The sequence below is a fragment of the Acinetobacter sp. UBA3106 genome, assembly GCA_002365595.1.
GTDB lineage: Bacteria > Pseudomonadota > Gammaproteobacteria > Pseudomonadales > Moraxellaceae > Acinetobacter.
Map to the genome: position 1 here is coordinate 1 of DFAM01000007.1, position 25,055 is coordinate 25,055.

Below are 25,055 nucleotides of genomic sequence, written 5' to 3' on the forward strand. Positions count from 1 at the left end.
ATACCGGCTTCAAAATAACGCACTCGAAAGCCAAGTTGATAAAACACATCTTCTAGTGCGCCCAAGTCTTCAAAGGCAAGATGTTGAATGGCATAAATGGTGTCTGAAAAATCTGGAGATAAAGTCGTCATGCTATTTTTTTAAGGTATCTGGAATAAGAGCAATTTAGCCTGAATACCGAGAAAAATGAAGATTTCTGCGTTGCTTCTTTGCTATTTAAAACAAAAAAGCGAACCGAAGTTCGCTTTTTTATGCTCTATAGCGTTTTATGTTTAGAAGAAACCAGCAGGTTTGGTTGAATAGCTTACCAGCAGGTTTTTGGTTTGTTGATAATGGTCCAGCATCATCTTGTGGTTTTCACGTCCAATACCGGATTTTTTATAACCCCCGAATGCCGCATGCGCAGGATAGATGTGATAACAGTTAGTCCATACACGACCGGCCTGAATGGTACGACCAGCACGGTAAGAGGTATGTGCCGAACGAGACCAGACACCGGCACCTAAACCATAAATAGTGTCGTTGGCAATTTTGATCGCATCATCAAAGTCTTTAAAGGTGGTAACAGCAAGTACAGGTCCAAAAATTTCTTCCTGGAAAGTTCTCATGTCATTGGTGCCTTTGAAAATGGTTGGTTCAATGTAGAAACCTTGACCCACTTCACAACGTTCACCGCCACCGGTTAATATTTCAGCGCCTTCTGCACGACCTGTGGCAATACAGCCCAAGATTTTATCTTGCTGCTCTTGTGATGCCTGAGCGCCAATCATGGTTTCAGTATCTAGCGGATGGCCAGTTTTAATGCGCTTAACTCGTTCAACCGCTTTCTCTAAGAACTTATCGGCAATACTTTCCTGAATCAAGGCACGAGAAGGACAGGTACAAATTTCCCCCTGATTAAGGGCAAACATGACAAAACCTTCTAATGCTTTATCTAAATAATCATCATCTTGATCCATGACATCTTCAAAGAAAAGGTTCGGTGACTTACCGCCTAATTCAAGCGTGACCGGAATAATGTTTTCAGTGGCATATTGCATGATTTGCTGGCCGACTGAAGTCGAACCGGTAAAGGCAATTTTGGCAATACGTGGATTGGTTGCCAGTGGACGACCCACTTCAATTCCGTAACCATTGACAATATTTAATACACCTTCAGGAATCAGGTCCTGAATAAGTTCGACAAGTACCAGAATGCTGACAGGGGTTTGCTCAGCCGGTTTTAAAACAATACAGTTACCTGCAGCCAATGCCGGTGCCAATTTCCAGGTCGCCATTAAAATAGGGAAGTTCCAGGGAATAATTTGTCCCACTACACCTAAAGGTTCATGAAAATGGTAGGCAATGGTGTCTTCATCAATTTCTGAAATGCCGCCTTCCTGGGCGCGGATACAGCCAGCAAAGTAGCGGAAATGGTCAATCGCCAAAGGAATATCTGCCGCCAGCGTCTCGCGGATCGGTTTGCCGTTATCCCAGGTTTCAGCCACCGCCAAAAGCTCTAGATTGGCTTCTAAACGGTCGGCAATTTTTAACAGCATATTCGAGCGGGTGGTCGGCGAGGACTTATTCCATTGTTCTTTGGCCTTATGCGCTGCATCGAGTGCCAATTCAATATCTTCAACACTTGAGCGCGGAACTTTGGTAAATACTTTACCGTCGACAGGAGAAATATTGTCAAAATATTCACCCTTTACCGGGGCGACCCATTGACCGCCAATAAAGTTTTCATATTGGGCTTTAAACTGAACTTTTGAACCATCTTGATTAGGATCGGCATAACGCATATGAATTTTCCTTTGCTTATTTTAGTGTTTTAAACCGCATCTACAGCTTTGGTATAAGGTACTTTTGTACATTATTTGATTAGCATACAGGGAATAAGGTTGGAGAAAGGTTGGAGACAAGAAGGTTTACAATCTTTCCAAACAGTCTTAAAAATAACGATTACAGTGGATGTAAGTCATGAATTGTTGCGAGAATAAGGAATGATGAATAAGCAAAGTTTGATGCAAAAAAGACATGAAATTGAGCAATTTAGGCAAAGTAGCAGTCTTTCTCCATTGCATGCGGAACAGTTGGGACAAAGTATTGTCAGTTCCTGGCAACGCTCAACTTCTGCTGAAATTCCCAAAGATCGTGCAGCGGCGCCCTTAGTTCATTTACAAAAAGAAACCTATCCCAGTGCTTTGGAACATGCTTTGCAGCATTGTGCACAAGACTTAAAACATATTGCAGAGCAATCTTCCATGGTGCTGGCGGTTGGAGATATTGGCAGTACCATTATCTGGACAGCGTCGAGTCCACAAATGCAAAGTGCGGCGGAAAGTGTACATTTTATTGAAGGCGGGCAGTGGCGCGAGGAACTAGTCGGAACCAATGCTCTGGCTTTATCCTTGAAAACCCAGCAGTCCAGTTGTGTATTTTCCAATGAGCATTACATGTCTTCCATTCATGATTGGGTCTGCTATGCGGCACCGATTATTGATCCTTATTCAAAACAGGTTTTAGGCGTCATTGACCTATCCACCACTTGGCAAAAGCACAACAGTTTGGGATTGCTTGCTGCTGAACGCTGTGCTTCGATTATTCAATCTGCATTACTGGAATATCAAAAGCAGCGCTTGTTTATCCGGGCTTTTTCCGTGCCACAAGTGTTGTTTAATGGCAAAGTCTTGGTGCTCACCCCGCGGCAAATTGAAATTTTGACCATTTTGGCGCTATGTCCGCAAGGCTTAAGTTTGGACAGTTTACATCAGGCTTTGTATGGTGAACGCAAAGTCAGCATCGGCACACTTAAAGCGGAAATGTCACAATTGCGCGATATTTTAGGCGGTATGCTCGGATCCAGGCCTTACCGTTTACTGGCACATGTCGAGGCTGATTTTTTACTCACCGAGCAATCTCTAGATGCCGGTTATATCGATTCTGCCTTAAAACTATGCACCGGAGTTTTTCTGGCAAAAACGGAAAGTCCTTTTTTATGTGCCTGGCGCAATTGTCTGGAATCCCGTTTAAGTGATGCTATTTTTAAGGCCAACGAAACCGATGTTTTACTGAAACATGTGGCGCATTTTCCAGAAGCAATTGATGCAGTGGAACGTTTAATTGAACTGATGCCCAAGACGCATCCTGCGCATCAAACCTTGCTAAAATTTAAAGATAATTAAGGCCAATATTACGTCATTATCTTTATAAACCTTTCTGCTTTAACCATTCAAACAGCTGTTGATAGACATTTTCGCGCACCGATTTTTCTGACAGCACCAAGTCATGTAAACCATTTTTTATTTCTTTGATGGTGACATCGCCTTTCATTTTTCTGGCATATTTGTCGATATGTTTGACATCCAGAATCACATCACTAGTTTGTGCATATTTATGCCATTTTTTCGGATTTTTGGTTTGATGCGAATGCATGACTAAAGCAGGAATACTTAAGCTCACCCCTTGATGAATTTCTTTTTGCGCTTCATAAATGGCCCTTACAAAACTCAAGCGAACCATCGGATAAGTCTTTTGTTTCCATTCCAGATTAAAGTCCCATTCTCCCTTTAAACTGCTGTGCAAACTGGTTGCATACCATTTGTTCAATTCGCTGGGGAATTTTAAATCCGGGCAAATTTTACCGACGCGACTTAAGTTTGGTAGGCCCAGTTTTTTCTTGATCGGATTCATATTAAAGTCATAAAAGGGACTATTCACCCAAAGCGCTTTAATTAAAGGATGATCGGGATGATGGGCGGCATAAAGTGTTGTGGTGAGGCCACCTGTCGAATGTCCACAAAGCAGTACTGCATCATGGCCTTCTGCACCAATAATGTCTAAGGCTTGAGTAATTTCTGCATCATATTCAGCAATTTCACGTACGTTATAATATTTTTGATGAGGCAGATGCGAGCGGCCATATTTACGTAAATCCAGCGCATAAAAGTCAAAGCCATGCTGATTAAACTGTTCAGCCATCTCGGTCTGGAAAAAATAGTCGATAAATCCATGAATATATAACACGGCTTTATGTGTGGGTTGCGCTGCTTTTTTTCGAATTAACGTTGCAGTGACTTGTCCTTCATAATCATCCGGGAAATCCAGTGTTGCCTGTTCATAGCCTGGACCTAATACATCCAGTTGATAAAGTGGTTCGATCGTCTGGTTGGTCATTTTAATACTCAATTTTTTTAATTTTAATGGATTAGTTAAAAATACGATTTACATCCTTAACGATCAACTAGAAATCTTAAAAACCATTGTTCAAGATAAAAACCGCTAAGGATGATTATGGTTTTATAAATACTGTTTCACCAACTCATAAGATCGGTCATACAGTTCCTGAGCCAGTCGCGCGTTTCTGGATTTTGCAGATGAAATGGCGGGTGTTTGTACGCTGGCATATTTGCCATTCTTTTTCGCCCACGAGGCATCCAACGCCATTTTTTTAATGAGATCAGCCGGTTTGCTAGGCGGAATCAGAGCCAATGATACCAATTTGTACTGAAATTTGGGTAACTGGCGATACAGTTCTGAATCGACCACACCGGGGTGCAGGGCGTTACTGGTGACGGAGGTGCCTTTCAGTTGTTTGGCCAGCTGATTACTGAATAAAAGGTTCTGTAATTTACTGCTGCCATAACTGCTAAACGTCCGATAATGCGGATTGTTTTTTGCCAGAAACTTTTCTGGCTGAATGCTGCCTACCCAGTGTGCAATGGAAGATAAATGAATAATTCGACCTTGCGTGGATTTTTTTAACAGCGGTAATAATTTTAAAGTCCATAAATAATGTCCCAGATAATTCACCCCAAAATGTTTTTCAAAGCCATCTTCGGTGGAGTCGAGCTGGTCTGAAATTAATCCGGCATTATTGATTAATACATCAATATGAGGATATTTGGACAGGATTCCATTAGCCGATTGCTGGACTTTTTCCAGGCTGTTCAAATCCAGTTCAATCAGGTCAACCTGACCTTTGCCCAGTTGTTGCAGTTGCTGTTTTGCCTGTTGCGCTTTGACCAAATTTCTACAGGCAAGAATCAGGTGATGACCTTCGCTTACAAGTTGTTCTGCGGTTTTTAGACCAATGCCTGCATTTGCACCGGTAATCAGGATAGTTTTCATTGTTTTATTGAGTATTTCCGGTAAAGGTTGCCTTCTTTATAAACTGAATGAGGGGAAGGTGGAAATAGCAATTACATATTTTAAAATAAAAAAAGGAATATCACCGGGACGTGATATTCCAAAAGTAGTAACAAAGTAAAGAGTGGGAGAGTGGAGAGTTTTGTTACATAGCCGCTTTGAATATATCGACCACTTGAGCATTCGCCTTTAACGCTGCTTTAAAAATATTCACCACTTGATCATGTGTTGCTTTGCGGGGATTGGTTAACATACAGGCATCTTTTTGTGCATTTTCAGACATCACATGAAGATCTTGCTCTTTCACACCAAGTTCCGACAAACTTGAAGGAATACCAATCGATGCTGATAATTCACGAATTGCATCAATAGCTGCATAAGCCGCTTGGGTTACGGTCAGTCCAGCAGTATCTATACCCATTAACTGTGCAATTTTGGCATAACGATCAGGGCAGGCAATCAGGTTAAACTCACAGACGTGCGGCAATAGTATTGCATTACATACGCCGTGCGGCAGGTTATAGAAACCGCCGAGCTGATGTGCCATGGCATGGACATAACCTAGCGAAGCATTGTTGAATGCCATACCGGCAAGATATTGTGCATAGCTCATGGCATCACGGGCTTCCAGATTTTCCCCATTCGCAACCGCAGGGCTGAGCCATTCGCTAATCATGCTAATGGCTTTTTCTGCGCAGGCATCGGTAATTGGGTTGGCTGCTGTCGATACATACGCTTCAACAGCATGCGTCAAAGCATCCATACCTGTTGCCGCAGTTAAACTGGCAGGTTTGGCAACCATCAGTTTAGGATCATCAATGGCAATGAGTGGGGTACAACGCCAGTCGACAATCGCCATTTTTACATGGGTTTCGGTATTGGTAATAATACAGAAACGGGTCATTTCAGAGGCTGTACCTGCCGTGGTGTTCACTGCAATTAGCGGAGTCATCGGAACTGTACTTTTATCGATCCCTTCGTAGTCACGAATATGACCTCCACCCGCTGTGACCAAACCAACTCCTTTGGCACAGTCATGTGATGAGCCACCGCCTAAAGAGACAATAAAATCACACGCATTGTCGTTATAGGCTTGTACGCCGTTATGTACGTTGATATCGGTTGGATTCGGTTCTGCACCCGGGAAAATGTGACTGTCTACGCCAGCATCTTTTAAGTAAGCGGCAATCGTGTCTGCCACACCGAATTTAAAAAGACCTGCATCAGTCACAATCAATGCTTTTTGAGCACCTAAATTTTGTGCCTTTACGCCAATTTCTTTGGCACAGCCTGGACCAAAAAGAGAGACACAGGGAATATAAAAACCGTTTGTTTGATCTGCAATATTTTTAAAAGCCATGGTGCGATTCCTTCTACCATTGGTATGTTGTTATCGGTGACTCTCACCGTCAATTGAGTATCAAAGGAACCAGAAAAAAATCCCACCTACCAAATACCTACCATTTAAATTCTTATATTTTTAAATTTTTTTCCTGCCGGGATTGTGCAAATTTAAATGCAAAATTAAAATAGAGGAAGGGGTTGGAATTACGCTAAATGAGTGATACAACTTTTGGAATGAAAGATAATATAAAAAAACTATTTTTTTTAGGGATAAAAAGAGTTAACAACAAATCTGAAAGCGCTATAGATAAGTGTTTTTCTGTTATGAATTGATTATCTTTCATAAAAAAACTATTTTTTTATATGATTATTATATTAAATTTTAGGGGGTGAGTATGGAAGCCGCACAAAAGAAAGATGTCACCTTATTGCATGCCATCCATAAAATTTTACTGCAGGAATGGGATCCCTTAGGCATTCGTTGTAATCCATCCATGCGGGATGAATATGAGGATTATTTACCTAAAATTTTTAATATGCTGAATGAAGATGCCAGCGAGTCTGAAATTTTTGATTATCTATGGCGCATTGAGCATAAGGTCATGGAACAAAAGGGCAATAAACAGCATACTTTAAGAATAGCAAGTCTGTTGAAAGCCTTGCTGGTTTAGGATTCACTTGAATGGGGAAGCTAAATAGCCTATCCAAAGATTTAGGCTGATCAGCTTAAACAGGCAAGATGGAATACAAGGAATAGTTTAGTAAAAAACCGGTGTCTGGCACCGGTTTTTCTATTTCAGTTTAGAATTTCTTTTCTACACTAATGAGTACACTTGGAATGGCTTGACTCACGCGTGACTCATACAGGCTTCCATCAGACTGATTATTTAAGCGCTCTTTATAATCTGTGCTAAAAATATTACGCGCACTGAGTATCGTTGCCCAGCCTTGATCAAAGCGTTTGGTCACACTGATATCCATATTCACCCGTTCATTGCTGGTCCGGTCATAAGGCTGATTATCCAGGGCACGGGTAAATTCAGGAACATAGTTCAGATTGACACTGCTGGAAAGACGCCAAGGCTGATAATTATAAGACAAACCGGCACTTGCGGTATAAGGCGCAACATCACTGGCTAAACGTTGTTGCTGGTTTTCATCTTCAATTTTTGCACGCACCGTAGACAGTTGCCCATTCAACATGAATGAATGACCATTTTCCGTTTGCTTTAATGCATAACGACCGGCAATTTCAACCCCATAAGTGGTGGCATTGTCCTGGTTTTGTGGGCGTTCCACAAAACGTGTGCCTTCCTGACGAATCACTTTTTCGATGTAATCATCAATCTCACGTTGATAGGCCGTGATGTTGATGCCACCTGCAGGGGTGTTGTAACCCAGAGTGGATTCAAAGGCAGTAATTTTTTCAGGACGTAAATTTGGATTGCCGCCACGGTCCGGGTTGTTCAGGCTACCGGTATCGCTATCGGTAGAAACGGAAACCGTAGGTAAGAGTTGGTCGGTTTTTGGACTACGAAAAGCCTGGCTGATATTGGTTTGCAATGACCAGTGATCATCAAAATCAAAACGATGTGCCAGAACAGGACTAAGGTGTTGGTCACTATAATCCACCAGTCCGGAACGATTGATCCATTCCTGACGCGCACCCAAAGTCACGGTTTGCCGGTCGGTAAACTTCCAGCTACCTTCGCTATATAAGGCATAACGCTGTTCATCCAGTGTGTCGCTAATATTGCTTTCAAGCTCACTCGAACGGATATCCGTACCAAATTTCAGCTGTTTGGTTTCATCAAACTTGCGCACACCATCATAAGCTATACCATATTCATTGACGGTTTCATCGGCATAACTGCTGAATAGCGGTGACTGGGTCGATTCAGTTTCATTTTGCTGTTCTACAGAAAGACGAATCTTGTCGGTATTGCCTTTATCCTTGCGTTCATAACGCGTGTTCAGACGGATACTGTCATTTTTATCATTTTGCGTCTGATTGCCACGGCTACCGTCACTTTCATTATTGCGATAGAACAGTTCCGCAACCAGTTTTTGCTGGTCATCTAACTCGTATTCAACCCGTGGCGACAGCATTTGTGACTTGCGTTCAGTAATGCGTTTTTGTTCACGTGTTTCGGTACTGGTTTGAGTCTGTGTGATTGAAGTGGTGTCATTCCACATTTGGTTGGCAGACAGGCTGTATAACCAGGCATTATCCCGCCCATCCATTTGTAAGCTCAGGTTTTTACGCTGTTCTTCTTTTTGATCCGATTTTGCCAAACCATATCCAGCACGGACTGTTCCGCTGATGCGGGCATTATCCAAGGGTTCTTTAAGAATAATATTGATGACTACGGAAGAGGCTACAGAAGCCTGAGCGACACTGGGTTGTTTGGTGATTTCAATACGTTCAATCATGTCTGGAGTTATGCTATCGACGACAGACATGCCACCACGTGGGCCGCCTTGTACTGGTTCACCATTGACTAAGAATACCGGGGCACCGCCACCACGAAAACGCATGCCTGAAGCACCGCCACCCCCACGTGGACCTTGTCCGGGTGTAGGCATTTGAAAACCGGCAGCACGACGTAGGGCATCATTCACCGACTGATCGCCGAATTGCAGCATTTCTTCGCGAGTGACAATAGTTTTCGCGACCGCACTGATATCCGGGTCTTTTGCTTGGGCTGGAGCGGCTTCAAATTTTAAAGTGGCCAGTGTTTGTACCGAATCAGTTTGGGGCGCAGCGCTGTCTGTGGTCGCTGTATTTGTAGTGGTATCAGCAGCCCAAGTTGGGGATATGAAAGTGAGCAAGGCATAACTTAATGCGCTTAATTGCCAACGCGGTTGTATGCGTTTCATTATTGAATGTTCCAAATGTAATTTTGCGTAAGATAGCGGAAAAATGTGGAGAAAATTTGTGGAAAATCACCGAAATAGAAATAAAAGAAAAAAATCTGATCGCAAGTAAAAATAATTAAAATGAGTGATTTAGCTCCGGCACCTTATAGGAGTTTGTATGGCTGGAGCGATGGTTTATGTTAATGGTTGAAGGATAAAATACAGTTCTGGCTGATCTTTTCAATAGTTGCCTCACTGATGCTGATTTGATCCCATTTAACCATTTGCTGAATCAGCCATTGAAAGTCTTCTATTTTAGGCTGAGATGATTCATCGACAAAGTTTCTGATAATATTTTGAATAGAATGAAATTTTTGTACATGAATGCTGTCTGAACAGTGAAACTGGATAATATTGAAATCCATCAGCATTTGCCAGACTTCAGTATAATCCTCTAGATATTTTAGTTCTTGTTGCGCTTTTTGAATGGCCTGAGTTAAAGCATGGTGTGTATTGGGATGTTGCATTGCCCAGTCGGCGGTTACTGCCAAAACTTTATCTGCAACCTTGGGAATAATATCCTGACTGGATGCCACAATCTGGCTGATGCCCAATAGCTCAGCTTGAGTATTCCAGGGTTCGCCGACACAGAAACCGTCAATCACATGATTGCTCAAAGCTTCAACCATATAAGGTGGTGGAAGTGTCGCAAGTTTCATGTGCTGCGCAACATCACGATCCGCGAGTGCAAGCCATTCTCTTAAACAATAATGATGAATCGACTGTTTAAACACATGCGCCAGCTGAATGTTTTTTTGCTGTTGAATCGCAGTGACTAATTTTTGTGCCGTTTGTTGCGCGTTATCTTGGGATGAAATTTGCAGGTCAAAACATAATTTCTGACTCAGACTGATAAAGGCGCGGTTATGACTCAGCACCAAAGACGTTTGTAAGGGAATACCGAGCTGGTCTTCACCCAGCGCGGCGGCAGGAAGCATGGCAGACAGACAATGTGCAGCATCCAAAAAGCCAAAGGCCAGCCGGTCTCTTAAACTGGCCCATGAGGCTTCCTTGACTAAAGTAATCTCCAGACCAAACTCATCAAAGAAGCCGCGTTGTTTGGCCCAAAGGATGGCCACACAGTCAAGCAGGGGAATGTAGCCAATTTGGATTTTGGTTTTTTCTAATGCTGTCATGGCCTAATCCTTGAATTGGTTTTGTAAAAGTTGTTGGGCATCTAATAAACGCCGTGCCATTTCTCCAATAGTCATGCGGTGGCTCATGGCATTTTTCCGTAATAATTGAAATGCCTGATCTTCAGAGAGGGAGTGCAATTGCATCATCAGCACTTTGGCTTTTTCGACCACTTTGCGGTCAGCCAGTTTATTTTTGGTATCTTCCAGATCATCCAGCAATTTTTTATGTTTTTTAAACTGGGCAATCGAAATTTCTAAAATGCTTTGCAGCTTGGCTGGATCAATGCCATCGACAATATAAGCGGTAACCCCGGCATCAATGGCACTTTTAATGGTGTCTTTGTCACTGTTTTTAGTAAACAGTACGGTGGGTAAGTCGAAATGGCTAACACAGCTTTCAATAATGTCACGATGTGGATGATCCATGTCCAGCAAAATAATATCTGCATGCAACTGTTCTAGACGGAACAGACTTAAATGATTGATCGTCAGGCAGGCAACCACCTCGAAATGATGCTCGATCAGGGAAGTTTTTATAAAGTTGGCACGTTCTTGATCGTCATCAATCAGTGCAATTTTCAGTTTTGGCATATTGAGCTAAATACCATCAAGCAAAGCCAGAAAAATTTCTATCTTAGCAAAAGCAATTTAAATGCCAAAATTATTAAAATATTATTTTTATTATAAAAATCAGATATAAATATTGAACGTCATACAGATGTGCACTGTCTTGAGGCAAAAATGCGCTACAACGAAGCACAATCAGGCTGGCTACAAATAGCCAGTGGCTTGTTCAGCAGAACAAAGCAATAAGTAAATTTGCTCAAAAAATAATAAAATTTAAATAAAAAATTATAATAAATAATCACTTATAAATATATTTTTATTGTTGGCACAGTCATTGCTTAAATCCTACTGAGTCAAAGACGACTCTATAAAAATTTGTAAGGCGGCCAACGACGTCCGTTCTGATCGAATCTGGTGTGCAGCGATCCGCATAGCAGATAGCCCTATACGTTCAGTTCAGGAAGGAGAAGGCCATGTCTTCAAATTTATATGAAAAGAAAGCTACAAAAATAAGTCTTTTTAGTTTTAACAGCGCAGCGATGAGAGCCTTCCACATGAGTTGGCTCGCTTTTTTTGTCTGCTTCTTTGCCTGGTTTGCTTGTGCACCCTTGATGCCTGTGATTGCAGGTGAATTTCACTTAACCAAAGACCAGATCGCCAATATCAATATTGCCGCGGTTGCAATTACCATTTTAGTTCGCCTGATTGTTGGACCATTGTGTGACAAGTATGGCCCACGTAAAACCTATACCGCACTACTGATTATCGGCAGTATTCCAGTCTTTGGTGTGGCCTCTGCCAATAGCTATGAATCTTTCCTTTTCTTCCGTCTATTGATTGGTGCGATTGGTGCCAGCTTTGTGATCACGCAATATCACACCAGTATTATGTTCGCACCGAATGTGGTTGGGACTGCCAATGCTGCATCGGCAGGCTGGGGTAATGCCGGCGGTGGAGCAACGCAAGCCTTAATGCCGTTAATGCTGGCTGCTTTGGTGATGTTTGGTGTTGAACAGGCAATGGGCTGGAGAATTGCTTTATTGGTGCCAGGTATTCTGATGATTATTGTTGGTGCAATGTACTGGAAATTCACCCAAGACTGTCCGCAAGGCAACTTTAAAGAACTTCGTGCACAAGGCATTCATGTCGGTAGCGATAAAAAAGGCGGCATGGCGATTCTGATGCACGCTGCACGTAACTATCGGGTCTGGATTTTATTTGGTGCTTATGCTGCGTGTTTCGGCATCGAAATCTTCATTCATAACATCGTAGCGATGTACTACGTTGAACACTTTAGCTTTGGCTTGAAAGAAGCAGGTCTGGCAGCAGGGATCTTCGGTTTACTGGCACTGTTTGCCCGTGCTTTAGGTGGCATTGTTTCAGATAAAGTCGCAATTAAAAAAGGCCTGGATGGTCGTACCAAAGTGCTGTTCGGCATGATTCTGATGGAAGGTCTGTTCCTGATCTTGTTCTCACAAATGAATACCGCAGTTCTCGCAATTCTGGTGATGACCGTATTCGCACTGTTTACCCATATGGCTTGTGGCGCAACCTATGCCTTGGTGCCATTCATTGACCGTGATGCTTTAGGCGGTGTTGCCGGTATTATTGGTGCGGGTGGTAACGTCGGTGCAGTGGCAGCAGGCTTCTTGCTGAAAGGCATGCTGGATATTCAAACCTGTTTGATGGCTCTGGGTGGACTGGTCGTGATTGCTGCAAGCTTTGTACTGATGATCCGCTTCTCGGTTGAACATAAGGAAAAAGAACAAAGACTGTTTGAACAGGCAGTGCTTGAACGTAACAACATGGCTCAAGGCTAAGTAAAAAAGATTTAGGAGAATTGATATGAAATTAGTCATGATTGGTCACGGTATGGTAGGGCACAAGTTCATTGAATCGGTTCTTGAACATGCAGGTGACGAAGTTGAAATCACCATTCTGGCAGAAGAACCACGTTTAGCTTATGACCGCGTGCATTTAACCGAATATTTCACTGGTAAATCAGCTAAAGACTTAACGTTATGCCGTGCGGATTTTGCCGATGCCTATGGAATTGATCTGCGTTTAAGCACCAAAGCTACTGCAATAGATACCCTGAATAAAACTGTTACGACTAATCATGGCGAAGTCATTGCATATGACAAACTGGTGCTGGCAACCGGCTCTTATGCTTTTGTTCCTCCTATTCCAGGGAATGAGCGCGAAAACTGTTTTGTATACCGTACCATTGAAGATCTGGATGCCATTCGTGCTGCGAGTTTAAATGCCAAAACCGGTGTGGTGATTGGGGGTGGCTTACTCGGTCTGGAAGCGGCAAAAGCCCTTCGTGATTTAAACCTTGAAACCCATGTGGTGGAGTTTGCCCCTCGCTTGATGGCGGTGCAAATTGATGACTTTGGCGGTAAGGTTTTACGCTCAAAAATCGAAAATCTGGGGGTAAAAGTTCATACCCAAAAAGCTACACAATGCATTGAGGCGGGTGAAAATACCACGCATGTGATGAAGTTTGGCGATGGTTCTGAACTTGAAACCGATATTGTTTTGTTCTCTGCCGGGATTCGCCCGCGTGATGAATTGGCGCGTCAAAGTGGTCTCGCGATCGGTGAGCGTGGCGGTATCGTAATCAATGATTATTGCCAAACTTCTGATGCGGACATTTACGCGATTGGTGAATGTGCCCTGTGGCAAAATAAAATTTATGGTCTGGTGGCTCCGGGTTATGACATGGCGCGTATTGCAGCCAAGCATGTCATGGATCAGGCCTGCAATTCATTTGCCGGCGCAGACATGAGTACCAAATTAAAACTGATGGGTGTAGATGTCGCATCCGTCGGTGATGCGCATGCCATGACACCGAATGCACTTAGCTATTTCTATGCCGATGAAGATGCCATGATTTATAAAAAAATCGTGGTGAATGCGGAAAAAACCAAGCTACTCGGTGCAGTTCTGGTGGGCTGTGCCAAAGAATATAACGACCTGCTGCAAATGATGCTGAATGGCCTGGCTATCCCGGCAAATCCAGAAAGCCTGATCATGCCGGGTTATGCACAATCATCAGCGAAAACAGGCGGTAGCGGGGTCGATTTACTGCCGGACAGTGCAACCATCTGTTCATGTAATAACGTTTCTAAAGCTGATATTTGCAGTGCTATCGCTGATGGTTCCACCTCGCTCGGTGCCTTGAAAAAATGTACCAAAGCAGCAACGGCGTGTGGCGGATGTGCACCTTTAGTGACACAAGTATTGAAATCTGAATTGCAACGCCAAGGGGTGACTGTTAACAACCACCTTTGCGAACACTTTGCCTATTCACGCCAGGAGCTGTATCACCTGGTACGGGTCAATGAAATCAAAACTTTTGATGATTTGATTGGGCAACATGGTCATGGGATCGGCTGTGATATCTGTAAACCAACTGCGGCAAATATTCTCGCATCTTGCTGGAATGACTTTGTACTCAAACCAAGCCATGCTGGCCTGCAAGACAGTAATGACTATTATCTCGGTAACATCCAAAAAGATGGCTCTTATTCAGTCGTGCCACGTATGGCTGGAGGTGAGGTCACTCCAGAGGGCTTGATTGCCATCGGTCAAATTGCCAAAGAATACGGTTTATATACCAAGCTTACCGGTGGACAACGGGTCGATATGTTTGGTGCCCAAGTGCATCAGTTGCCTGAAATCTGGGAAAAACTGATCAACGCCGGTTTTGAATCGGGTCATGCTTACGGTAAATCACTCCGCACCGTGAAATCATGTGTCGGCAGTACTTGGTGCCGTTATGGGGTGGATGACTCCGTCGGTTTGGCCATCTTCCTGGAAAATCGCTACAAAGGCTTACGTTCACCACATAAGTTGAAAATGGCGGTATCGGGCTGTACCCGTGAATGTGCCGAAGCGCAAAGTAAAGATGTCGGGGTGATTGCCACTGAAAAAGGCTGGAACCTGTATGTCTGCGGTAATGGTGGCATGAAACCACGCCATGCAGAATTGCTGGCATCTGACTTGGATACGCAAACTTTAATCCGTTATATCGACCGTTTCTTCATGTTCTATATCCAGACCGCAGACCGTTTGCAACGTACTTCGGTATGGCGTGACAACCTTGAAGGTGGTCTGGATTATTTAAAAGATGTGGTGGTAAATGACTCACTGGGTCTGGCTGCTGAACTGGAACGCCGTATGAACCATGTGGTCGGCACCTATCAAGATGAATGGCGTACCGCGGTGGAAGATCCGGAAGTTCGTAAACGCTTCATCACCTTTATCAATGCAAAAGTTGAACAACAAAACGATCCACACATCCAATTCGCTGAGGTTCGCGGGCAAATCCGTCCAAAAACCGAGGCTGAACGTGATGTGACGCGTATTCCTGTTGTTGAAGCTTAAAAGAATAAAGGAGAAAGATGATGACAATTTTAAAAGAAATGAATAAAACCAATGAGCTGGAATGGCTGGAAATTTGTGCACTGGATGACATTACCCCGAATACCGGTGTGGGTGCATTAATTGGAAATCAGCAAATTGCCATTTTCCGTGTCGGTAATGAAAAACGGGTCTATGCCTTGAGCAATCAAGATCCGTTTAGCAAAGCTTTTGTCATGTCGCGCGGCATCATTGGCGATTTGCAGGGCGAGCGTGTCGTGGCATCTCCCATCTACAAGCAGCATTTCAGTCTGGCCACCGGACGCTGTCTGGAAGATAAAGATCAAAAGTTACTGGTTTTCCCAAGCAAGATTGAAAATGGCAAGGTTTGGGTTAGTCCTACACCGCAAAAAACATATATCACCAATAACGGCACTTCCCAAGAAAAGATGAAACTGGCGTTGGTGGGTAATGGTCTGGCGGGTATGCGCTGTCTGGAAGACTTACTGGATATGGCACCAGATCGTTATGAAGTGACAGTCATTGGCGAAGAACCGTGGGGTAACTATAACCGCATCATGCTTTCACCAGTATTGTCGGGCGATAAAACTATTGATGACATCATGCTGCATCCACATGCCTGGTATAGCGACAAAAACATTCGCTTTATTGCCGGTGATGCTGCGGTGAAAATCGACCGTCCACGCAAGCAGGTTTATACCGAAAAAGGCCTGGTGGTAGATTATGACCGTTTAATTCTGGCGACAGGTTCTAAACCTTTTGTTCCGCCTATTCCCGGTTCGGACTTAAAAGGGGTGATCAGTTTTCGTGATATCTATGATGTTAATACCATGCTGGATTACTGCAAAACCAAGAAAAATGCAGTGGTGATTGGCGGTGGTCTGCTGGGGCTGGAAGCAGCTTATGGCCTGAAACAACGCGGTATGAATGTGACGGTTTTGCATTTGATGGATCGCATCATGGAACGTCAGTTGGATAGTCGTGCAAGCAGCTTGTTAAGACAAAGTATTGAAGCGAAGGGCATCAACATCATTACTCAAGCCAATACTGAACAGCTGATTGGCGAAGAGGGTCATGTCACTCAAATCAGGCTGAAAGATGGCACAGTGCTGGATGCTGATCTAGTGGTTTTTGCTGTGGGCATCCGTCCGAATATGGCATTGGCGCAAAGTGCTGGCTTACGTTGTAACCGTGGCGTAATCGTCAATGACACCATGCAAACCTTTGACCCGAGTATTTATGCGGTGGGTGAATGTATTGAGCACCGTAATCAAACCTTTGGTCTGGTTGAACCACTTTGGGGCCAAGCCTTTATTTGTGCCTCACATCTGGCTGAACACGGCAGCTTAACCTTTAAAGCACCGACGGTTCCGACACAACTCAAAGTCAGTGGCTGTGATGTATTTTCAGCGGGGAACTTTGAACCGCAGGATGATTTTGAAGATATTATCTTGAATGATGAAAAGCGTCAGATTTATAAACGCATTATTATTCAAAAAGATAAAGTCATTGGTGCAGTATTGTTTGGCGATACTGAAGATGGTGCCTGGTATGCAGAACTGATTTCTGATCAAACGCCAATCAGTAATATTCGTAATAAATTGCTCTTTGGTAAAGATTTTGCATTAAAGAAAGCAGGCTGATTTGAAACGGGTAATTGAGAAGAGTTTAAATTTTAGCAATGCCTCAATTACCGAAATGATTTAATTGAATTCGCGTAGGCATTAGCCTTACTTTTGAAAGATCAAAAGTAACAAAAATCTTTGTTTCCCATACATTACCTCCTGAGCTGTTTTTTAAGCACTGCTTTGAAAAGCAGCGCAAGGGATGGGAAACGGTGGCATCCATGCCACCTCGAGAGAATACATACTTACGTGAACTCTAAAGATTTAGATAGCTTGGAAAATAGAAGAAATTATTCAAGTGAATTTATTCGATAGAAAGGAGCATCCATGAATAGTATTCCCGTTATGGAACTGCATAGCTCCACAGAAATAAATACCAAAATCACCAATACCACCTGTCCCTATTGTGGGGTGGGGTGTGGTGTCACTGCGACTGTACAGGACACAGCATTAGGTCAAAAAGTCTCAGTTGCAGGAGATGTCAACCATCCATCCAACTACGGGAAACTGTGCATTAAAGGCAGTAATCTGGCCGATACAATTGGGCTGGAAACACGTGTTCTTCATCCCATGCTCGGCAGGAAGAATCAGCGTGAAAAGACCGACTGGAATACCGCAACGGATTTAATTGCCAATAAATTTCAGCAATGTATTGATCAATATGGTCGTGACAGCATTGCCTTCTATGTGTCCGGACAATTGCTGACTGAAGATTATTATGTGGTAAACAAGTTCGTCAAAGGTTACCTCGGTACAGCCAATATCGATACCAATTCACGACTCTGTATGTCGTCTGCGGTTGCGGCACACAAGCGTGCTTTCGGTGAAGATATTGTTCCGGCGAGCTATGAAGATTTTGAACATACCGACATGGTGGTACTGGTCGGTTCCAATACCGCATGGTGTCATCCGGTATTGTATCAACGCATCATGAAAGCCAAAGAACAGCGTGATCTGTTTGTAGTGGTGATTGACCCGCGTTTTACCAGTACCTGTGAAGCAGCAGACTTACATTTGCCGATTTTACCGGGGCAGGATGTCGCATTATTTAACGGCTTATTACAGTATCTGGCGCAAAATGGTCATGCAGACCAGGATTTTATTGCTGCACATACCCAAGGCTTAGAGCAAGCTTTAACACACAGCCAAACTGAATCGTCCATTGATGATGTCGTAGTGCGTACTGGTATTTCACTGGAAAAACTGCAAGTGTTTTATCAGAAATTTGCCCAAACTGAAAAAGTGATGACCCTGTTTTCCATGGGGGTGAATCAGTCCTCTCAAGGGGTAAATAAAGCCAATAGTATAACCAACTGCCATTTATTTACGGGAAAAATTGGCAAACTCGGTGCGGCGCCATTTTCCATGACTGGGCAGCCGAATGCGATGGGTGGTCGTGAGGTGGGCGGTTTAGCCAACATGCTGGCGGCCCATCTGGAGCTGGAAAATGAAAACCATCAGCAACTGGTGCAAAACTTCTGGCAAAGCCCTTATATTGCCCAGCAGGCTGGCTTCAAGGCCGTTGATTTATTCCATGCGGTAGAAAGTGGCAAAATTAAAGCCATCTGGATTATGGCCACCAATCCGGTGGTGAGCTTACCCGATGCTGATCAGGTCAAACGTGCTCTGAAAAAATGTGAGTTTGTGGTGGTGTCGGATATTTGCCAAGACACCAACACCACACAATATGCCGATGTGCTGCTACCGGCTTTAGGCTGGGGTGAAAAAGATGGTACCGTCACCAATTCTGAACGCCGTATTTCCAGACAGCGTGCATTTTTAGAAGAGCCAGAACAGGCTAAAGCCGACTGGTGGGCGATTAGTCAGGTCGCTAAAAAAATGGGCTTTAGCGGTTTTGATTTTAACAATAGCCATGACATTTTTCTGGAACATGCACGACTCTCAGCTGAACAAAATTCAGAGCCAGATCTGCGCGCTGATACGCCAAATTTCCGTTATTTCAATTTAAAGGCTTTAAGCGAGTTAAATAAAACCGAATATGATGAACTGCAACCGGTGCAGTGGCCAGTCTGGACTAAACATCAACAAGATGATGCAGTCGCTCGAATGTATACCGAAGGGCAATTTAGCTATGCCGATGGCAAGGCTAAATTTATTGCCATTACCGCGATAGATCCGGTTAATCAAATCTGTAGCGAATTTCCTTTGGTGCTGAATACCGGCCGGATTCGTGACCAGTGGCACACCATGAGCCGTACCGGTTTATCTGCCAATTTAAGTACCCATCGTGCAGAACCGTATTGTGAAATCCATCCGCATGATGCCCTGAAATACGGGATCAAAGATGGCGAACTGGTAGAAGTCAAATCGAAATGGGGCAACTGTGTTTTACGTGCCACGGTCAGTGATGATATTCGTCGGGGACAGGTTTTTGCACCCATTCACTGGAATGATCAAGTTGCGTCGGATGCGCGTATTGGCAAAGTGGTCAATCCGGTGGTCGATCCAATTTCCGGTGAGCCTGAGTTTAAACATACCCCGGTGATCATCCATCCTTTTTATAGTCAGTGGCAAGGCGTGTTTTATGTGCGTCAGGGCTTTGAAAAAATCGTACAAACATCGATTGAAAATACGGTGTGGTGGACGAAAATTACCACTACTAAAGCTCTGCGCTATGAACTGGCAGACCGTAAAAAATTTACCCAGACCACTGAGCATTTGAAAGAACTGTTACCGTTTCAGGATGAAAGTTTTGAATGGCTGAACATTGAAGATCAAACTGCGCATATCAGTCACAGCGTGGTGTTGAAAGATGGCCATTTAATTGCCAGTTTGTATATTGCACCTAAGGCTTTGTTGCCAGATCGGGACTGGGTCGCCAGTTTATTTAAGCGTGAGCGTTTAAGTGCCATGCATCGTAAGGCATTGCTTGCCGGTCAACCGATGTCGATGGCGAACAATGAAGGACCACTGGTCTGTAGCTGCTTTAAGGTCGGTAAAAACCGGATTATTGACACTATTAAAACCCAAAATATCACCGATGAAAAACAGGTCACTGCATGCTTAAAAGCGGGCGGCAACTGCGGTTCATGTTTGCCTGAAATTCGTGGCTTAATCAAGGCTTGTCAAATGGAGGCGGTGGAATGAGAAAAAAATTAAAACTTTCGGTATATCCGCGCACCGATCTGGTGATTTTAGCCGGCGGACAGGCAAAACGGATGAATGGTATCAATAAACTGTTACAGCAATTTGATGACCAGATTCAACTGATCAAAATCCATCAACAGCTGAAATCCAGTGTTCAACAGATATGGATCAACAGTCATCGTGATTATTCAATTTATCAAAAAATCATTCCTAGCATTCATTGTTATCAGGATGATGAAAGCGGATTTTTAGGTCCGCTGATGGGAATGAAAAGTGCCTGGACCCATGTACAGGCCGATTATGTGCTATTCATTCCCTGTGACGTCACCTTTATTCCTGCAAGAGTTGTTCTTAAGCTGCATCAGGCTTTGAGTAAAAACACTCTGGTCGAAGTGGCGTATGTAGAAATCAATGGTACAGCCCTGTATCCCTTCTGTCTGGTCAAGCGCAGCAGCTTACGCATCCTTACTATGCATCTTGAGCAAAAGCAGCGCAGTTTAAGGCAGTGTTTTTTGGATTTGCACGCTCAAGTGGCACGGTTTGAAAATCATGCCCTGTTTTTTCACAGTATTAACTCGCTGGATGAGCTGCAGCAGTATCAACAACTTAAATTTTTGCACTAAACATGAAAATTTCTTCTTGAGCACAAAGTTGGAACACTTATTGCAAATCTAATTATAACAAGATGGGGCGATTTAAACCTTGCGCACAATACTTGTGCGATTACAGCAAGATGCCTGAAGATGGATGTTCAACATGAATATGATGACAGAGCTTGAAACCAATACACGATTTGTCGATCAATTTGGTCGCAGCAAGCGCAAATTGCGAATTTCAGTAACCGATCGCTGTAATTTTAAATGTGTCTATTGTATGCCGGAACATCCTGAATGGATGAAAAAACATGACTTGCTCAGTTTTGAACAGCTTTACCAGTTTTGTGATTTTATGGTGCGCCGTGGTATTGAATCTATTCGCATTACAGGCGGCGAACCATTAATGCGTCAGGGCGTGGTGCATTTTGTTGCTCAGTTACAAGACTTAAAAAAGCTCGGGCTGAAACGCATTTCCATGACCACCAATGCACATTATTTAAAACAATATGCAAAAGCGTTAAAACAGGCCGGACTGGATGATTTAAACATTAGTCTGGACAGTCTGGATGCCCAGCAATTTAAACAGCTGATCCAAAAAGATTTATCTCCTGTCCTTGAAGGAATTCAGGCAGCGCAAGCGGTAGGGTTGCCGATCAAGATCAATAGTGTATTGATGAAGGGCGTGAATGACGATCAGATTCTGCCTTTGGCGCGCTGGTCGATTCAAGAAAAAATTGTCTTACGTTTTATCGAATTTATGCCCCTGGATGGTGACCGTAAATGGTCGAGCGAGCATGTAGTCAGTGAGCAGCAAATTTTAAAAATATTAAATACTGAATTTGCAGTAACGAGCCAAGAGAGTCCTTCAGTTCGTTCAAGTTCAGAGCCAGCACGACAGTATTTTATTGATAGTCATCCAGTCGGAATCATATCCACCATTACCCATTCATTTTGTGGCACTTGTGACCGGGTACGTTTAACCGCACAAGGTGAGTTCTATAACTGCCTGTTTGCGCCTCAAGGTTTAAATCTAAAAACTGAAATTAAAGCCCTGAACGCTTCTGAACCTTTGAGTGAACTGAGCTTGCATGCTGCGTTATCCCAGTATATCTGGAACAAAGAATCAGGCTATCACGGCATAGCACAACATTTGGAAAATCAGCGCATGAATAAAAACAGTCGAAAAATCAGCATGCACATGCTTGGAGGTTAAGATGTCACAGATCAAAATTAAAATTGAAGCCTTCGGTGCAGTAGAACGTCAGTTACCTGCAAATCTGGAAATGACGTGCAGCCCATATAGTACGGTTGCACAAGTTTTGGCTCAAGTTGGGCAGGAGTATCCGGCAGCTTTTACCATGATTGAACGCTGTGCCTGTGCTATCGGCGAGGACATTATCTCACGTCAAACTCAATTCCATGCAGACACCACTTTGGTGCTGCTGTCACCGGTAGCAGGGGGGTGAAATGGAACAGCTGAAAGCATTTTCCAGAATTCAGGATACACCCTTAACCTTAGACAGCTTTGATCAGATTGAACATTTTCCAGAATGTGGCGGTATTGGGGTTTTTGTCGGCACAGTGCGTAATCATCATGAAGGTAAAGCGGTTAAAGCGCTGAAATACACATCTTATGCACCCGTGGCGGAAAAAATGATTCGCCAGATTGAGCAGGAGATTCAGCATAAATATGGCGTGTCCTATGTTCGGGTGATTCACCGGATTGGGGCTTTAGATATTGGTGAAAAAGCCATTATTGCCATTGCTTATGCGGCACATCGCAGGGAAGCCTTTGCTGCCTGTGAAGAAGCGGTAGAACGGGTCAAGCATGAGGTTCCAGTCTGGAAAGAAGAATTTTATCTGGATGGTAGCAGCCAATATGTAGAAGGCTGCTGTATCCGTAAAGATGAAGTAGATGAAGCACATTTACATCATCATCCTGCAGACTCATTTGAACAGCATGATCATCAGCATTGTGACCATGCGAAAGATCATGCCAAAGACAATACTGTGCCGATCTACCAATGGCCGCTTTAATTGAACAATATTTTGAAAATGAATCATAGGAACATGCAATGAAAAATGTCGGGATGAAAGCAGAAAGTTATCGGACTGCAGTGGCTACAGGAATTCTGCATGCACCGCCACATTGCATCGAGTTGTTACGTAACGGCAATACTGAAAAAGGTGATGCGCTAAAGACGGCACATATTGCAGGAATTTTAGCGGCGAAACGTACCGATGAGCTGATTCCGCTGTGTCATCCGTTACCGATTTACCGCGCCGATGTGGAATATGAACTGTTTGATGCCCATGTCGAGATTACTGCCACTGTAGAAACCATTGGGCCGACCGGGGTGGAAATGGAAGCCCTGACTGCAGTTAGTCTGGCCGGGCTAACGCTGTATGACATGCTGAAACCGCATTGCGAACCGGAAGACTTATGTCTGGACCAGGTTAAATTACAAAAGAAAAAAGGTGGCAAGTCCCATTTTACCCGTGTCTTAAAAGAAGCCATGCCGGCTTCGATTATTGTATTGTCCGATACCGTGGCTGCCGGTAAAAAACCGGATACTGCCGGGCAGAATGTGCTGGAAATTTTACAGGAAGCCAATTTTAGCGATATTGCTTACCACGTCATTCCTGACAGTCCGGAACAACTATTGGCATTGCTTGAACAGCAAAAAAATGACTATCCGCTGATTTTAACTGTGGGTGGAACAGGGCTGGGGCCGAAAGATCTTACTGTAGAAACTATTCAACCTTTATTAAAACGGGAAATTCCCGGACTGATGGAAGCTTCACGCAGTTTTGGGCAAAAGCGCACGCCGTATGCGGCCTTGAGCCGTGGTGTGGCCGGTTATATCGATAACAGTCTGGTGATGACTTTGCCCGGCAGTCGTCAGGGGGCGAAAGAATCCTTGATTGCAGTACTGCCAGCATTGGTGCATTTATTTGATGTACAAAAAAATATTCCTCATCCAGGTGGTTACCAATGAATAGCAAAATGTCTGGATGTGGCGCAGAGCCGGGCTTGATTACGGTAGATCACGCTTTAAATTTAATTTTGCAGAATACCCAAGGGCTTGCTACGGAAAGTCTGCGGTTAAATCGGGCTTTAAATCGTTATTTAGCGCAAGATATTTATTCCACCATTAATCTGCCCTTATTTTCGCAAAGCGCGGTAGACGGCTATGCAATTTGTGCCCAATCTGCAATTGCGCCGCATAGTGAATTTAAACTGATCGGTGAAATTCAAGCAGGGCATTCATCTGAGTTACAACTCAAAACAGGGCAAGCGGTGCGGATTTTCACCGGTGCCAAAATTCCTTTTGGCACAACCACCGTGGCCCGTCAGGAAATTGTTCATGTTGTTGATTCAACTAGAATTTCAATCACTGAACACTTAAATGCCAATGCTGATATTCGCAATGTGGGTGAAGAAATTTCAATTGGACAACTGTTGGCCAATAAGGGCCAGTTACTTTCAGTCGGAGCCATTGCTTCTTTAAGTATGGCAGGCATTCAAAGTGTTGAAGTTTTTCAATATCCCAAAGTTGCAGTGGTGATTAGCGGAGATGAAGTTGCGGAAAGTGTAGAGGACTTTGCAACAGGTAAAATTTTTGATGCCAATGGGCCGTTAATTCAAGCCTGGTTTCAGAATCAAGGACAGCAGGTTGAAATTTTCCATGTGGCTGATACAGAAGATGCAGTGAAAGAATTAATTCAAACACTATCGGCAACTTATGATCTGGTTTTAACCACCGGCGGTGTATCGGTTGGAGATTATGATTTTATTCGACCAGTAGCCCTCGATTTAGGCTTTGAGCAAGTGTTCTGGAAAGTGAAACAGAAACCGGGTAAACCAATGTTTTTTGCAGAATTAACTCGAGCTGACCGCACGCGTTGTTATCTGCTTGGACTTCCGGGCAATCCTGCAGCCGTGTATGTGGGCATGCAAATTTATACCTCAACCGTATTAAAGGCTTTGCAAGGACAAAAACAGCAACCGAACTGGTTTAGCGCCGTGTTGAGTCATGAGGTGAAACTGGATGGCCGGGAACGTTTTTTAAGAATGTCGGCCAGTTTTGATCAGGGCTTGCTCAAGGTCAGAAGCTTGTCTAAACAGCAATCACATATGCTGAGCAATTTAATGCAGGCCAATTGTCTGGTCAGAATTCCTGCGGGAGTGGCTTTATCTGAAGGACATATTGTGCACGGTTTATTTACTCATTAAGGGG

19 protein-coding genes are annotated in these 25,055 nt (G+C 43.7%); 12 read left to right on the forward strand and 7 right to left on the reverse strand.

The genetic code is table 11. From position 1 onward, the window contains the following. Nucleotides 1-272: 272 nt before the first annotated feature. Nucleotides 273-1,784 carry an aldehyde dehydrogenase family protein gene (locus B4C48_RS02045; RefSeq protein WP_291353767.1) on the reverse strand — a complete coding sequence of 504 codons (1,512 nt, stop codon included), beginning with the start codon at nt 1,782-1,784 and terminating at the stop codon, nt 273-275. 201 nt (nt 1,785-1,985) lie between these two features. Here B4C48_RS02045 and B4C48_RS02050 point away from each other — a divergent pair, with 201 nt between their 5' ends. Continuing rightward, the gene (locus B4C48_RS02050; protein ID WP_291353769.1) at nt 1,986-3,167 is read left to right on the forward strand and encodes a helix-turn-helix domain-containing protein; all 1,182 of its coding nucleotides are present in this window, start codon (nt 1,986-1,988) and stop codon (nt 3,165-3,167) included. A gap of 22 nt (nt 3,168-3,189) precedes the next feature. Here the strand turns inward: B4C48_RS02050 and B4C48_RS02055 are convergent, their stop codons facing one another. The 3 genes from B4C48_RS02055 to mdh form a co-directional block, all read right to left on the reverse strand. Further along, nucleotides 3,190-4,158, reverse strand: a complete 969-nt coding sequence (locus tag B4C48_RS02055; protein WP_291353771.1) for an alpha/beta hydrolase — start codon at nt 4,156-4,158, stop codon at nt 3,190-3,192. A gap of 123 nt (nt 4,159-4,281) precedes the next feature. Next, nucleotides 4,282-5,112 carry an SDR family NAD(P)-dependent oxidoreductase gene (locus B4C48_RS02060; protein ID WP_291353773.1) on the reverse strand — a complete coding sequence of 277 codons (831 nt, stop codon included), beginning with the start codon at nt 5,110-5,112 and terminating at the stop codon, nt 4,282-4,284. Nucleotides 5,113-5,275: 163 nt separating this feature from the next. Further along, nucleotides 5,276-6,490 carry an iron-dependent methanol dehydrogenase gene (gene mdh / locus B4C48_RS02065; protein ID WP_291353775.1) on the reverse strand — a complete coding sequence of 405 codons (1,215 nt, stop codon included), beginning with the start codon at nt 6,488-6,490 and terminating at the stop codon, nt 5,276-5,278. Between the two features lie 379 nt (nt 6,491-6,869). Between mdh and B4C48_RS02070 the strand changes: the two genes are divergently transcribed. After that, on the forward strand, nt 6,870-7,145 hold the full coding sequence (locus B4C48_RS02070; RefSeq protein WP_291353777.1) for a hypothetical protein: 276 nt from the start codon (nt 6,870-6,872) through the stop codon (nt 7,143-7,145). Nucleotides 7,146-7,275: 130 nt separating this feature from the next. On the opposite strand, the gene B4C48_RS02075 is transcribed toward B4C48_RS02070, so the two are convergent. The 3 genes from B4C48_RS02075 to B4C48_RS02085 all read right to left on the reverse strand — a co-directional run bounded on the left by B4C48_RS02075 (nt 7,276) and on the right by B4C48_RS02085 (nt 11,120). Further along, on the reverse strand, nt 7,276-9,354 hold the full coding sequence (locus B4C48_RS02075; RefSeq protein WP_291353779.1) for a TonB-dependent receptor plug domain-containing protein: 2,079 nt from the start codon (nt 9,352-9,354) through the stop codon (nt 7,276-7,278). Between the two features lie 179 nt (nt 9,355-9,533). Next, the gene (locus B4C48_RS02080; RefSeq protein WP_291353781.1) at nt 9,534-10,529 is read right to left on the reverse strand and encodes an ABC transporter substrate-binding protein; all 996 of its coding nucleotides are present in this window, start codon (nt 10,527-10,529) and stop codon (nt 9,534-9,536) included. 3 nt (nt 10,530-10,532) lie between these two features. Further along, on the reverse strand, nt 10,533-11,120 hold the full coding sequence (locus B4C48_RS02085) for an ANTAR domain-containing response regulator (RefSeq protein ID WP_291353783.1): 588 nt from the start codon (nt 11,118-11,120) through the stop codon (nt 10,533-10,535). Between the two features lie 449 nt (nt 11,121-11,569). On the opposite strand from B4C48_RS02085, the gene B4C48_RS02090 reads away from it, so the two are divergent. The 10 genes from B4C48_RS02090 to B4C48_RS02135 all read left to right on the forward strand — a co-directional run bounded on the left by B4C48_RS02090 (nt 11,570) and on the right by B4C48_RS02135 (nt 25,051). After that, entirely contained in the window at nt 11,570-12,916 is a 1,347-nt protein-coding gene (locus B4C48_RS02090) for an MFS transporter (protein ID WP_291353785.1), read from the forward strand. 25 nt (nt 12,917-12,941) lie between these two features. Continuing rightward, nucleotides 12,942-15,488, forward strand: coding sequence for a nitrite reductase large subunit NirB (gene nirB / locus B4C48_RS02095; RefSeq protein WP_291353787.1), 2,547 nt, complete (start codon nt 12,942-12,944; stop codon nt 15,486-15,488). A 20-nt stretch (nt 15,489-15,508) separates the two neighbouring features. Continuing rightward, nucleotides 15,509-17,128 carry a nitrite reductase small subunit NirD gene (gene nirD / locus B4C48_RS02100; protein ID WP_291353938.1) on the forward strand — a complete coding sequence of 540 codons (1,620 nt, stop codon included), beginning with the start codon at nt 15,509-15,511 and terminating at the stop codon, nt 17,126-17,128. 309 nt (nt 17,129-17,437) lie between these two features. Beyond that, a complete protein-coding gene (locus tag B4C48_RS02105; RefSeq protein WP_291353789.1) occupies nt 17,438-20,218 on the forward strand; it encodes a nitrate reductase in 2,781 nt (926 codons plus the stop codon). Beyond that, nucleotides 20,215-20,841, forward strand: coding sequence for a molybdenum cofactor guanylyltransferase (gene mobA, locus B4C48_RS02110; RefSeq protein WP_291353790.1), 627 nt, complete (start codon nt 20,215-20,217; stop codon nt 20,839-20,841). Before B4C48_RS02105 ends, mobA begins: the two co-directional genes overlap by 4 nt. 133 nt (nt 20,842-20,974) lie before the next feature. Further along, nucleotides 20,975-22,027 (forward strand): GTP 3',8-cyclase MoaA, encoded by a 1,053-nt coding sequence (gene moaA / locus B4C48_RS02115; protein ID WP_291353792.1) that lies wholly within the window; start codon nt 20,975-20,977, stop codon nt 22,025-22,027. Nucleotide 22,028: 1 nt separating this feature from the next. Then, nucleotides 22,029-22,280: a MoaD/ThiS family protein gene (locus B4C48_RS02120; RefSeq protein ID WP_291353794.1), complete on the forward strand. Its 252-nt coding sequence runs from the start codon at nt 22,029-22,031 to the stop codon at nt 22,278-22,280. 1 nt (nt 22,281) lies between these two features. Then, nucleotides 22,282-22,851, forward strand: a complete 570-nt coding sequence (locus B4C48_RS02125) for a molybdenum cofactor biosynthesis protein MoaE (protein ID WP_291353796.1) — start codon at nt 22,282-22,284, stop codon at nt 22,849-22,851. A 38-nt stretch (nt 22,852-22,889) separates the two neighbouring features. Further along, nucleotides 22,890-23,813, forward strand: coding sequence for a bifunctional molybdenum cofactor biosynthesis protein MoaC/MoaB (gene moaCB / locus B4C48_RS02130; RefSeq protein ID WP_291353798.1), 924 nt, complete (start codon nt 22,890-22,892; stop codon nt 23,811-23,813). After that, entirely contained in the window at nt 23,810-25,051 is a 1,242-nt protein-coding gene (locus tag B4C48_RS02135; RefSeq protein ID WP_291353800.1) for a molybdopterin molybdotransferase MoeA, read from the forward strand. Before moaCB ends, B4C48_RS02135 begins: the two co-directional genes overlap by 4 nt. The last annotated feature ends 4 nt before the right edge of the window (nt 25,052-25,055 follow it).

What these genes read in the sequence shown, in the direction of transcription:
- mobA (WP_291353790.1), top strand. Translation starts at nt 20,215, where the DNA reads ATGAGAAAAAAATTAAAACTTTCGGTATATCCGCGCACCGATCTGGTG.
- moaCB (WP_291353798.1), top strand. Translation starts at nt 22,890, where the DNA reads ATGAAAAATGTCGGGATGAAAGCAGAAAGTTATCGGACTGCAGTGGCT.
- B4C48_RS02090 (WP_291353785.1), top strand. Translation starts at nt 11,570, where the DNA reads ATGTCTTCAAATTTATATGAAAAGAAAGCTACAAAAATAAGTCTTTTT.
- B4C48_RS02060 (WP_291353773.1), bottom strand. Translation starts at nt 5,112, where the DNA reads ATGAAAACTATCCTGATTACCGGTGCAAATGCAGGCATTGGTCTAAAA.
- moaA (WP_291353792.1), top strand. Translation starts at nt 20,975, where the DNA reads ATGAATATGATGACAGAGCTTGAAACCAATACACGATTTGTCGATCAA.
- nirD (WP_291353938.1), top strand. Translation starts at nt 15,509, where the DNA reads ATGACAATTTTAAAAGAAATGAATAAAACCAATGAGCTGGAATGGCTG.
- B4C48_RS02050 (WP_291353769.1), top strand. Translation starts at nt 1,986, where the DNA reads ATGATGAATAAGCAAAGTTTGATGCAAAAAAGACATGAAATTGAGCAA.
- mdh (WP_291353775.1), bottom strand. Translation starts at nt 6,490, where the DNA reads ATGGCTTTTAAAAATATTGCAGATCAAACAAACGGTTTTTATATTCCC.
- B4C48_RS02055 (WP_291353771.1), bottom strand. Translation starts at nt 4,158, where the DNA reads ATGACCAACCAGACGATCGAACCACTTTATCAACTGGATGTATTAGGT.
- nirB (WP_291353787.1), top strand. Translation starts at nt 12,942, where the DNA reads ATGAAATTAGTCATGATTGGTCACGGTATGGTAGGGCACAAGTTCATT.
- B4C48_RS02045 (WP_291353767.1), bottom strand. Translation starts at nt 1,784, where the DNA reads ATGCGTTATGCCGATCCTAATCAAGATGGTTCAAAAGTTCAGTTTAAA.
- B4C48_RS02075 (WP_291353779.1), bottom strand. Translation starts at nt 9,354, where the DNA reads ATGAAACGCATACAACCGCGTTGGCAATTAAGCGCATTAAGTTATGCC.
- B4C48_RS02135 (WP_291353800.1), top strand. Translation starts at nt 23,810, where the DNA reads ATGAATAGCAAAATGTCTGGATGTGGCGCAGAGCCGGGCTTGATTACG.
- B4C48_RS02080 (WP_291353781.1), bottom strand. Translation starts at nt 10,529, where the DNA reads ATGACAGCATTAGAAAAAACCAAAATCCAAATTGGCTACATTCCCCTG.
- B4C48_RS02105 (WP_291353789.1), top strand. Translation starts at nt 17,438, where the DNA reads ATGAATAGTATTCCCGTTATGGAACTGCATAGCTCCACAGAAATAAAT.
- B4C48_RS02070 (WP_291353777.1), top strand. Translation starts at nt 6,870, where the DNA reads ATGGAAGCCGCACAAAAGAAAGATGTCACCTTATTGCATGCCATCCAT.
- B4C48_RS02120 (WP_291353794.1), top strand. Translation starts at nt 22,029, where the DNA reads ATGTCACAGATCAAAATTAAAATTGAAGCCTTCGGTGCAGTAGAACGT.
- B4C48_RS02085 (WP_291353783.1), bottom strand. Translation starts at nt 11,120, where the DNA reads ATGCCAAAACTGAAAATTGCACTGATTGATGACGATCAAGAACGTGCC.
- B4C48_RS02125 (WP_291353796.1), top strand. Translation starts at nt 22,282, where the DNA reads ATGGAACAGCTGAAAGCATTTTCCAGAATTCAGGATACACCCTTAACC.